The 12,627-nt window shown below is 38.7% G+C and carries 6 protein-coding genes; all 6 read left to right on the forward strand.

Features of this window, described 5'->3' with window-relative positions; translation table 11 throughout:
* The first annotated feature begins 46 nt into the window (after positions 1–46).
* Complete coding sequence (locus tag AADJ06_RS15420) at positions 47–3,316, forward strand: TonB-dependent receptor (protein WP_341227375.1); 3,270 nt, start codon at positions 47–49, stop codon at positions 3,314–3,316.
* A gap of 32 nt (positions 3,317–3,348) precedes the next feature.
* Positions 3,349–4,854, forward strand: a complete 1,506-nt coding sequence (locus AADJ06_RS15425; protein ID WP_341227376.1) for a RagB/SusD family nutrient uptake outer membrane protein — start codon at positions 3,349–3,351, stop codon at positions 4,852–4,854.
* A gap of 292 nt (positions 4,855–5,146) precedes the next feature.
* The gene (locus tag AADJ06_RS15430) at positions 5,147–6,184 is read left to right on the forward strand and encodes a GntR family transcriptional regulator (protein WP_341227377.1); all 1,038 of its coding nucleotides are present in this window, start codon (positions 5,147–5,149) and stop codon (positions 6,182–6,184) included.
* Position 6,185: 1 nt separating this feature from the next.
* The gene (locus AADJ06_RS15435) at positions 6,186–9,476 is read left to right on the forward strand and encodes a VCBS repeat-containing protein (RefSeq protein WP_341227378.1); all 3,291 of its coding nucleotides are present in this window, start codon (positions 6,186–6,188) and stop codon (positions 9,474–9,476) included.
* Between the two features lies 1 nt (position 9,477).
* A complete protein-coding gene (locus AADJ06_RS15440; protein WP_341227379.1) occupies positions 9,478–11,127 on the forward strand; it encodes a PKD domain-containing protein in 1,650 nt (549 codons plus the stop codon).
* A gap of 211 nt (positions 11,128–11,338) precedes the next feature.
* Positions 11,339–12,568: an Hsp70 family protein gene (locus AADJ06_RS15445; RefSeq protein WP_341227380.1), complete on the forward strand. Its 1,230-nt coding sequence runs from the start codon at positions 11,339–11,341 to the stop codon at positions 12,566–12,568.
* Positions 12,569–12,627: the final 59 nt, after the last annotated feature.

The following is a 12,627-nucleotide window of genomic DNA, read 5'->3' on the forward strand; positions in this document are numbered from 1 at the left end:
CAATTTTAGCATTTCAATCATTTATTCTCACCTATTAAAATAGATTATGAACCAAAATTACTCTTGTTTTAAATTTCTGGTTTCGATGGCAATCATGTTTCTCTTATGCATCGAATCTCAGGCTCAAACCAAAACTGTTAGCGGAACCGTTAACGATGGTTTAGACAACACACCGCTTCCCGGAGCCAGTGTTCTGGTGAGCGGGACCACCATTGGTAGCATTACTGATGTTAACGGAAAATTTAACTTATCAGTACCCGCCTCGGCGGAGTCTCTTGTTTTCTCTTATGTGGGTTATGTAGATCAAACAATACCAATAACGGGAGCAAGCCAGTATGATATTGTTTTAAAACCTGAAGAAGGAGCACTGGATGAAATTGTGGTTATTGGATATGGTTCCAAGCAAAAGAAAGATTTGACTGGAGCAATTTCCACGGTGTCAACTGAGGAGATTTCCAAAAGTGTAGCACAGTCTCCAGAGTTAGCCATGCAAGGTCGTATGGCCGGGGTTTATGTCTCCACACCTGGCGGTAGTGCATTTGCAAGACCTCAGGTTAGAATTAGAGGGATTAGTACTTTTGGCTATGCCGAACCTCTTTACGTGGTTGATGGAATTCCATTGACAGAATATGGAAGTGGTATAACAGACGGCTTGACGGGTGATATCAGAGGAGGTGTCAATGTTTTAGCCATGATTAACCCCAATGATATTGAGTCTATGTCTGTTCTTAAAGATGCATCTGCGGCAGCCATTTACGGTGTAAGGGCGGCAAATGGCGTTATTTTAATTACTACAAAGAAAGGAAAGTCAGGAGCCCCAAAGATTGATATGTCTATTTCTCATAGCATTCAGAATGTTGTAAAGAAATTAGATATGCTAAATGTAAATCAATATGTTAATCTGTACAGAGAGGCCTATGCTAATAATCCGAATGAGGCAGAAAATATTCCTGAGGAGTTTGTAGCTTCTAGCCCTAATTACTTAGGAAATAGTGAAACTTATGACTGGCAAACACCATTGATAAATTCAAATGCTCCAAATACAGATTATAGTTTAAGAGTGTCTGGCGGTAATGAATTTACCAAATACTATGTTTCTGGAGGCTATTCTACCACGGAGGGCTCTCTTCAAGGTAATGCTATGGACAGGCTTTCATTGGCCATGAATGTTGATAGTAAAGTCAATAAGTATATCTCCACAGGGGTTAATTTTAGATTGTCACATAATCAAGTTATTGACCAAGGAAACGCTTACGGAGACTTAAGATATGCTGCCGAAACATCTCCTTGGCAGCCAATTTATGACCCTAATGGACCTTATGGGTTTGCACCGTCTATCAATGCTAATTTCATTCCTAATCCTGCACTCGGTCAGGTATTTGAGAATTTCACACGTCCGCAGTATTTGCCTTCAATACCTCCGTTTATTTTTGACGGTGATGTAGATTTATTATACGGGCCTGAAACTAACAATAATAGTTTTGGTAGAGCAGCCACTTCAGATACCAGATACACTTTACTTAGAAATATGGGTTCGGCTTTTGCTCAGCTAGAGCCTATACCAGGTCTAAAATTAAAAGGAACTGTGAGTGTTGACTGGCTTTATAACAGAAGAAATCAATGGTCGGAATTTGACAATTATCTTTTCTCGCAAACAGCCGGAAATCCTTATAATATAGGAAATGGCACTTCAAAAGGTACTTATGGAGAGCGTCATACAAAAAACCTCAACATCATAAAAGAGTTTAGCATTAACTATACTAAAGTAATAAATCAAAATCACCATTTAGATTTATTAGTTAACGCAATGGACCAAAAGTATTCTTATGAATTCATGAGTGGGAGTTCTTCTCAAATCTTATTTTCGGAAGAGGCCTTTAGAAATATCAATACAGTTATTCCGTATGTTAATTCTGCTTCTTTTAGAGAAAATAATGCTCTTCAGGGCTACTTGGGAAGAGTTAGCTACCATTATAAAAGTAAGTACTATTTAGACGCTACCGTTAGACGAGATGGAGCTTCTAGGTTTGCCCCAGGTTATAAATGGGGTACATTCCCTGCCGTTTCAGGAGCATGGAGAATTAGCCAAGAATCTTTCATGAAGGATTTAACGTTTATCGACGATTTGAAAATTAGAGGAGGCTGGGGTAGGTTAGGAAACCAAGAGACGCGTTCTTTTGCATACCTATCGTTAATCTCAGATGCACCTGATTACGCTTTTGGTTCAGGAAATGGAAACGGAATTGGTACACTTTTGAATGGTTCTTCTTTACCTGATTTTCCTGTGGAAGATTTGAGTTGGGAGATTGGAGAAACATATAGTTTGGGTTTTGATGGTTCTTTTTTTAATGGAAAAATGACTACAACCATAGAATACTATAATAGAATTACATCAGGTATTCTTCAAGCAGCGGCTTTGCCAGCTAGTGTGGGTAACCAAAATGCTCCCATTTTAAATATTGCCGCAGTCAGAAACAAAGGAATGGAGTTTCAACTGGGCTATAACGGTAATTTAGGAGAACTTCAGTATAATTTTAGCGGTAACCTAACTACGGTAGACAATACTGTAGAAAAGACATTCCGTGACCAGCCTTTCGGCGGTGAGTTTGGAAGAATTGAAGTGGGTATGCCTATGAATTACCTATGGGGTTATAAAGTAGGTGGTATATTCCAAAATCAGGCTGAAATAGACGCTTGGAAAGCAAATAATACAGATGGCAACAATAATGACAATTTTCAGCCAGGTGATATGTATTTCCAAGATGTAAGCGGACCAGATGGTGTTCCTGATGGCGTGGTAAATGCAGAAGACCGTACATTCTTGGCCAATACTATTCCTGGTTTTTATTATGGATTTAATTTAGGAGCCAATTATAAAGGCTTTGATTTAGCTGTGTTCTTCCAGGGAGTTGGAGATATATATAGGTATAACGGAGCAAGAGCAAATGGGGAAGGAATGTCGGGAGCTGGAAATAACCTTTGGACAACCACTTTAGATAGATGGACAGAAGCTAACCCTTCTACCACCATGCCAAGAGCAGTAAGGTCAGACCCTGCTGGAAATAATAGATTCTCCGATAGATTTATTGAAAGTGCAGCTTTCTTACGCCTTAAGAATGTGCAATTGGGCTATGCAGTGCCCGGAGGTGCTTTAGAATCATTAGGCTTTATAAATGGAGCTAGAATTTATGTAGGAGGTACCAACTTATTTGTGGCTTCCAAATGGACGGGACTGGACCCAGAAGATACTAGCCCAAATGGAGGATTAATTCCGCCTGTAAGGTCATTCACAACGGGTATAACAGCGTCATTTTAAAGAATTTCAAAACGATTTAAACGAATAGATCAATGAAAAATAGAATATTATTCATTTTTACATTTTTAAGCTGTTCCATGTTCATCTACACAAGTTGTGATGATTCAAGAATAGACTTAGAACCGCTTTCGCCCACAGAGGCATCTTATTTTACAGAAGAAGGCCACTATACCAAAGCCATAATTGGAGTTTACGCTAAGTTAACTGACCTTTATTGGTATAATGGAGGAAATTCACTTCATGCTTTTTGGGAACTTCCAGGGGATGACATCACCACTACGGGTACGGTTTCCTTTGAGTTGTTTGGTACTTTACAGCCAGCAGATGGTAAAGTAAACGGTGTTTATCAAGTTACCTATCAATTAATAAATAGGGCTAATACCGCTATCCAAAAACTTAATGAAGAGTCAGGACTCATTAGTACGGCAGCTTATAAAGACAATATGATGGGCGAGGCTCTCTTTTTAAGAGGGTATGGAAACTTCTTGCTTTGGAATTACTTTGGAACCGCTCCACTTGTAAATGAAAGAATACAATCTTCGGAAGATATAACACCTCCTAATTCTAGTGGAACAGAGTTATTAGATCAAGCTATAGCAGATTTTACTGCCGCTGCTAATCTTTTGCCAAGTTCATGGGACATTAATAATAAGGGAAGAGTCTCAAAAAGCTCAGCTAATGGCATGTTAGGTAAGGCATTGGTTTTTAAAGGAAGTGCTACGCAAAGCACAGAGAGTTTTTCTGCCGCAATAGCAGCCCTTGATAAAATAGCAGACAAGTCTTTAATGGATGATTTTGCCGATAATTTTAATGCCTTGACAGAAAACAATGACGAATCTTTATTCGAATTTCAGGCCTCACAGCCAGATAATGATAATGTATGGCTGCCAAATGATTTTCAAGCGGGTGGCGTAGGTTCTACTTCGGCGTATTGGGGTTTTTACGAAAACCACTATTCTTTATTTGGTTCTGCACCGTTTATTGGAACGCAGAAACTTATGGATGCTTTTGAAGAGGGAGACCCAAGGATAGCTTCAACCATTGACACTGAAGATTTAAGTTTTAAGAAGTATTGGAGTACTGGAGAATTAAAGACTAACACAGGAGTAGGTTCTGCCAATAACCCAAGAATTCTGAGATATGCAGATATACTATTGCTTAAAGCAGAAGCTATTTTAGAAAGCGGCGGCTCTACTGCAGCTGCCATTGATTTAATTAATGAGATTCGTACCAGAGCCAGAAATATGAATCCAGAAGGGACAGTTCCTGCCAACTACAGTACTTCAGAATCGGACAAAGCGAAAATATTTGACTGGATTAATCAAGAGCGATTCCTAGAACTAGCAGGCGAAGAAGGAGCCAGATGGCTTGACCTTAGAAGATGGCACATGGCTGGTAAAATTAACCTGGGAGCAGGCTATGACTTTAGTTCAGCCAGAGATGATGTCTCTTTTGATATATCGAAAAACCTTTACTACCCAATACCCCTTAATGAAATTGATTTGAACCCAAACGTAGTACAGAATACAGGATACTAAAGCTTATAGTTTGAGTAAATTTCGAGTAGTTTTTTTTGAATATGGCCCAGTCTTTTGACTGGGCTTTATCTTTTATAATCAGTGTTTTACAATGTACCTGTGAGCAATGTCCTATTTTTTGTGCGATTTGTCCTAATGCTTTAAGAGCTCTGAAAGTAGTTTTGAATTATTGAAAAACAACCCGAATTGAATTACGTGCTAGTGTTGGGTTTTTCCTATTGAATTAGGATTTACCAGCTTCGCAAAATTCAAGCCTGATAGAATAATTACTTTACTTTAACTACTTGAAATAATGAGAGAATTAGCCTACCCTACGGACGCATGTTTTGCCATTGATGAGCGAAGCGAAACGCCAAAGTTTTTACAAATTGCTAACAGGATTTTATCGCAAATAGAGGATGGTGTTTACCAACCAGGCGATAGATTGCCCTCCATAAACGAAACCAGTGAAGAGTTTCTCATGGCCAGAGCTACCGTTGAAAAAGCCTACAAAAAACTCTTTCAAGGTGGTCATATAAAATCTACTTATAGAAAAGGCTTTTTTATTACTGAACAGCAAAAGGTTAAAAGAGTATTGCTAGTGCTAGGCGAAATAACAGAAACGAGCCTGGCCATTTACAATAACCTGTCAAAACAGCTTGATAAAACCTATAAAATAGATATTTGCCTTCATCAATATAAAAAAGAGTACCTCCAAGAACGGCTGGAAAAGCAGGCTGGAGATTTTCATTACTTCGTGGTGGTATCTTCACATTTGAACGAAATTCAGGAGATGAATAACGTGTTTAGTAAAATACCAAATGAGCGATTGATTTTTCTAGATGCTGAAAGTTCCAACAGGAAATCCGTTTCAAACTATTCCACTATTAACTACAGTAGCTTTTCTAATTTTAAGAATGTTCTTTTAAAAAATGCAGAGGCCTTTAAACAGTACAAAGAACTCTATTTTGTCACTACTGATAATGACTACATTCCGGCAGAGTGGTACACTGAGTTTCTGTTGTTTGCTCAGCTGCATAACCTTGACGGCAGAATCATTGATTCACCAGATGAAGTAGAGCTTAAAGACGGTGCTGCTTATTTGGTTTTTGATAATAATCACTTGGTTTCTTTAGTGAAAGAGTCTAAGAAAAAGGGTTTAACTATTGGAGAAAATGTGGGTTTGGTTTCATTTGGCGACTCCATTTATAAAGAGTTGATTGCAGGAGGCATTTCCGTTATAAAAACTGACACGGCTGCTGTGAGCTCTTCTCTAAAAACTATTATCACGAGCAACCAAAAGCAAAGTGTGAATATTCCGATGGTGCTTATTAAAAGGAACTCGCTTTAAGATGAGGCTGATTTTATTACTACTTGGCTTCAGTCTTTTGATAGGCTGTAAACCAGAAACAGAAAAACGCTTTGAACTCATTTCACCAGAAGAGTCTGGAGTACATTTTTCTAATAATATTCAGGAAAGCGAAAGCTTTAATGTATTGGAGTTTGAGTACCTCTATAATGGGGGAGGTGTAGGTATTGGCGATTTTAATAAAGATGGTTTCCAAGATGTATTTTTTACGGGAAATCATGTTTCGTCAAAGCTTTATTTAAATACAGGAAAGAATTTTAAGTTCGATGATGTTACCGAAACTGCTGGTGTCGCCACATCTGCTTGGTGTACGGGCGTAACTGTGGTGGATATTAATCAGGACTCGTGGCCTGACATTTATATCTCTGTTGCAGGTTTTGTAGAGGATACCACCAAACGTGCAAATCTACTTTTTGTAAATCAATCTGCTCAAAATAATGGCGAACTTACGTTCAAAGAAATGGCCAAAGAATATGGTTTGGACGATATGGGCTATAGCACCCAAACAGCTTTTTTTGACTATGATCATGACGGAGACTTAGATGCCTATGTACTGACTAATGCTCTGGAAAAGTATAATAGAAATGCCTTAAGACCTAAAAAAGTAAATGGTGAAGGAGCATCCAATGATAGGCTTTATCAAAATAGCGGAGGCAGTGAGCCGTATTTTAAAAATGTTTCTGCTCAGGCTGGAGTTTTAATAGAAGGATATGGCTTAGGAGTAGCTATTGCCGATTTAAATAATGACGGCTGGGAAGATATTTACTGTTCTAATGACTTTCTGTCAAACGATTTAATCTGGGTCAATCAGCAGGACGGCACTTTTAAAAACATGGCTGCCAGTTACCTCAAACATCAAACCCATAATGCCATGGGTGTGGATATTGCCGATTTTAATAATGATCTCCTACCTGATATTATGGTGGTAGATATGCTACCAAACACCAATGTTAGGCAAAAAATGATGCTTCCTGGCAGTAATTATGAGCGTTTTAAAATGGATCTTAAAATGGGCTATCAACCGCAATACATGCGTAATACCCTCCAAATGGCACAAGAAGGGCAGTTGAAATGGAGCGAAATATCACAACTAGCAGGTGTAGAAAAAACGGATTGGAGTTGGGCTCCACTATTTGCCGATTTTGATAATGATGGCCTTCGTGATTTATTCATTTCTAATGGGTATAGAAGAGACGTTACCAATCTTGATTTTACAGCCTATTTGCAAGAGTTACACGGTGGAGGCTTTGGCGACCCTCAGGCGAAAAGAAAAGAGGCTTATTTGAAATTGATGAATTTGCCAGAAGTCAAAATTCCTAATTTCTGCTATCAGAATACGGGAGATTTGGTTTTCGATGATGTATCTGAAAATTGGGGTCTTGATACACCAAGTTTTTCAAATGGTGCCGCCTATGCTGACTTTGATAATGACGGTGATTTGGACATAGTGGTAAACAATATTGACAGCCCAGCTGGTATTTATAGGAATAATACTAAAGGAAACAATTGGTTTAGGATAAGCTTAGAAAGTCAAATCAGGCAAGGCACAAAAGTTAAAATCTATAGCGATTCTCTTGTCCAAGAAGCTCATTTTAGCCCTACACGTGGGTTTGTGTCTTCTGTAGAGCCTTTTCTGCATTTCGGTTTGGGTAAACTGACCACAGTAGATTCGCTTGAAATAGTTTGGCCTAATGGCGAAAGTCAAACGGAGAGAAACCTGAAAGTAAATGAGCTTTATAATTTGGCCTATAAGCCAAATTCAGAAAAGAAAATTAGCGTGGATGCAGCTTCAATGTTTGTAGAAGTGTTTAAAAGCGACTTGGACTTTGAGCACTTTGAAAACGAGTTTAATGATTTTGGCAGAACCCCGCTTCTAATTAATAAATTATCAGAAAATGGGCCTCCTATTGCTGTGGCTGATGTTGATAATAATGGTTTAGAAGATTTCTTTATTGGCTCTGACTACGGACAGAAATCTTACATTTATTTTCAAACCGAAAACGGAAGCTTTAGGAGCGTTGAAATACCCAAAGAAGATTATTATGAAGATACAGATGCTCTTTTTTTTGATGTAGATGGTGATGGCGACCAAGATTTATATGTGGTAAGTGGGGGAAGTCATCTAGAGGGGAATTCGCAAGCATACCAAGATAGGCTGTATTTAAATAATGGAAAGGGCGGTTTTGATAGGTACGAAACCAGTTTGCCAAAAATGGATTTAAGTGGTTCTTCGGTAGTTGCTATTGACTTTGACCAAGATGGAGACCTAGATATTTTTAGAGGAAGCAAGTGTTTGCCAGGGAAGTATCCTTTGCCAGTGAAGAGTTTCTTATTGGAAAACGAGAATGGCATATTTAGAGATGTCACAGCCTCAAAGGCCCCCGAGTTACAGAAATTGGGTTTGGTAAATGATGTCGTTATTGCAGATTTTAATAAAGACGGTTTGCCTGATTTAGCAATAGCAGGTGAGTGGATGCCTGTTAAAATACTCTTTGGTTCAAAACAGGGAAATGGGGAGTATATTTTAACTTCAGAAAACGATTTTAAAAGTGATTTCCCTTCCGGATGGTGGAGCAGTTTAGCTGTTGGCGATTTTGACCAAGACGGAGACACGGATATCATGGCTGGGAATTTAGGTCTGAACACCAATTTACAAACAGCCAAAAATGAACCAATAGAAATCTATGCTGCTGATTTTGACCAAAATGGCTCCTTAGACCCTATAGTCACCAGATATCTACATCATAAAAAATGGATGCTTTCTACCAGAGATATTCTGACTTTTCAAATTCCCTCCATGAAAAGGCGTTTCCCAGATTATAGAAAATATGCTGATGCTCGTTTTGAAGACTCTTTCACGGCTGAGGAAGTTACGGCAGCTTACCATGCTGAAATTTCAGAATTAAGAACCCTTTATTTTGAGAATACGGGTAGCGGTTTTGTGAGCCATGTGCTGCCCATTGAAACTCAGTTAAGTCCTGTATATGGTATTCTGCTTAAAGATTTTAATGGAGATGGTTATCTGGATGCTTTATTGGTAGGGAATTCTACGTCCTCAGAAACCATAGGTGGCTGGTATGATGCCAGCTCAGGAACGCTCCTTTTAAATGACAAAAAAGGGGGCTTTACCGTGAAACGAAACAGTGGTTTTATAGCTGATAAAGAGGCCAAAACTATTAAGAAAATCAAAGCAAAGGATAATTCGGAACTCCTGCTGGTAGGAAATAATAATGCTCGGCTTCAGGTCTTTAAAGAAATTGATAATCAACCTTAATATGAAATATAACATTTTGCTTTTTATGTTACTTTTTTTGAGCTGCAGCTCAAAAGAGGAGACTAAACCAAACTTAGCTCCAATAGTAAAATTAGAGTCAAAACTAATTAGTACCAGTCCATTTACTTTTGAGTTTGTGGCAGATGCTCTTGACCAAGAGTTTGACCCACTTACTTATAATTGGGATTTTGGCAATGGCATCACCAAGACAGGCTCAGATAGGGAGACGGTCACTTTTGAAGAAGGGCAAGACTATACCGTGTCGGTGTCTGTAACAGACGGTAATTCTAACCCTGTGGCTGTTCAGGTAAGCATAAATACCAATTTTGAGCTCATTACGGTAAATCCATCTACTACTTTTCAAAAGATAGAGGGCTTTGGTGGTTTTGGAGGGCAAACGGAATATTGGAGAGCAGGGCCCTTTAACTCAGATAGATTCATTAAAGATTTGGTAGAAGACCTAGGCTTAACCATTATTAGAGATGATGTGCCTACTAACTTTGAAATAGAAAACGATAATGACGACCCCTATGATACCGACTTGTCACAATTCAATATTGATAAAGAAATTGACGGGCATCATAAGCCATTTGCAGCCAGAATTCCTCACTTAAAAGCTCTAAGAGAAGCAGGAGTGGAGAAATTTATTGCTTCGGTTTGGTCGCCTGCTCCATGGATGAAGTGGAATAATGATATAGACAACGGCACTGAAAGTAATTCAGCCCCCCCATTTTCTAAAACGCCAGACGAAACAGCAAATCAGCTCAAAGAGGAGAATTATGAGGAGTTTGCGGAGTCTATGGTAGCGTATTGCCGAATTTTTAAAAGAGAAATAGGCATTGACTTATATGCACTTAGTGTGCAAAACGAGCCTCGTTTTTCTCAGTTTTATCAGTCTTGTATTTATGATGGAGAGGCTCTGAATGAGTTGTTAAAAGTGGTGGGTAGAAGATTAAAAAACGAAGGTTTAAGCACCAAACTATTTGCACCTGAAGATGTGGGTTATTTTGACGGAGTAAAATCTATGACACTGCCTATTTTGAATGACCCAGAAACTAGAGAATACGTGGATATAATAGCCACACATGGTTACGCTTTTGACGGAATCACCGCCGGCAGTGTTGATGCCACCACCTGGGAGACAATGTACGGCTGGGGTGCGGAATATGGCAAACAACACTGGATGACAGAGACCTCAGGCTATGAAAACAGCTTGGAAGGTTCCAATAAATTAGCAATAGCCATGTACACGGCCTTAAAATATGGGCAGGTTTCTGCTTGGGTATTTTGGACTTTAAGTACAGAGAGTCTTGATGCCTACAGCTTGATGAATTCGGTGGGTGAAAAATCAAAAAGATATTATGTTAGTAAGCAGTTTTACAAATACATTAGGCCAGGAGCTTTAAGAGTGGAAGCTAGCAGTACAGATGATATTTTAACGCTTGCCTTCGAAAATGAAGGTGCGTCTACGGTAGTTATGATAAATATTTCTGAAACAGGGAAAGCAGTAAAGCTGTCTGGCGGAGCAGATGATTATAGGTTAATTAGGACGGGTTCTGAGAGTAATGCGGAAGAATTAAGCCCTATATCAAAACAAGAAATTTTTGTGGTACCAGCCAAAGGCGTGGTGACGCTTTATTCAGGAAATTAGAGGTAAATTAAGCTTAGATAAGCCTCTTTAGGGGCTAGATATCGGTAGAAAACGGTTCAAACATTAATCACAAATATATTCTAGCATATTTTCATCTATAAACCATAGCTACTGATTTATGAATGGAAAGCTTTTTATGAATATTTCAAAAGGTATAGGCGAGTTTAAAATCTGAAAGGCTAATTTTGCAGCCCATTTTTCATTTACGCTCATGTCCAACTTTATTTACGGTGTTGATTTTGGAACTACTAATTCCGCCTTGGCCATTCTAGATTTAGAAAAGAATGAAGTGGTGAAGGTTTTTACCATGCCATCCGTTTTGTTTTTTCCTGATTTAGAACACGGTTTTGCCTTTTCTACGGGCCAAGAAGCCATTGATAACTATGTAAAAAGCAAATCAAATGGTAGACTGATGAAGTCAATAAAGTCGGTGCTACCAATAAAAAGCTTCACGCATACGGTGATTTCAAACAAGGTTTTCAAATCGGAAGATTTAGTGGCATTGGTCATGAAAGCTTTAAAGAAGCAAGCCGACGATTTCTTAGGAGAAGAGGTCAAAACCGCCGTAATAGGGAGACCCGTAGTGTTTAGTGAAAATGCAGAGAAAGAAGCTATCGCTCAAAAGCGTTTAGAAAACGCTGTAAAACTTTCTGGTTTTGAAACGGTGTCTTATCAAATGGAACCCATAGCGGCCGCATATACTTATGAACGAACTTTAAAGAAAAAAGAGCTAGTTTTGGTGGCGGATTTTGGCGGTGGTACTTCTGATTTTACACTCATGGAACTAGGAGCAAACAAAACGCATGATAATATAGTACAGGGGGGTATTTATATAGGTGGAGATAATTTTGACTCCAAACTCATGTGGCATAAAGGAACGCCGCATTTCGGAAGAGGAGTAAAGGAGAAATTCTTCGAAAAATGGGTGCCGCTGCCACTTTCATACTTTGTCAATATTACCACCTGGGCAAAGATGAATTTCCTGAATACCAATAAGATGCGTGAAGCTATTCGTAAATCTTATTTTAGGTCGGGTGATAACCCAAAGGTTAAAAATCTACTCACGCTTATAGAAAAGAACTTAGGCTATGAACTCTTCCAACATGTAGAAAAAGCCAAAATAGAACTTACCAAAAACGATACAACGGACTTTGCATTTTCAAACGAAGAAATAGACTTTAAAGAGCCAGTTTCTGCCAAAGAATTTGAAGAAGAAATTATAGAAGAAGAACTTCAAAAAATAGGCAACTACCTAGATGAATTCTTGGCAAAAAACAATGCAAGTTATGAAGACATAGATTCCATTTTTATGACCGGTGGAACCTCTATGGTGAGAGGACTGAGAAACCTATTTACTGCACGTTTCGGAGCCTCCAAAATCAAATCCGGCGATAACTTTAACAGTGTAGCCATGGGCTTGGCGTATAGTTATAAGAAATAGGGCATTTGAAAAAAAATAAAATCAGCAGAGTTTATAAAATAGCTCATTCAAGCTCAAGC

Source organism: uncultured Arcticibacterium sp. (assembly GCF_964021845.1).
Lineage (GTDB): Bacteria > Bacteroidota > Bacteroidia > Cytophagales > Spirosomataceae > Arcticibacterium.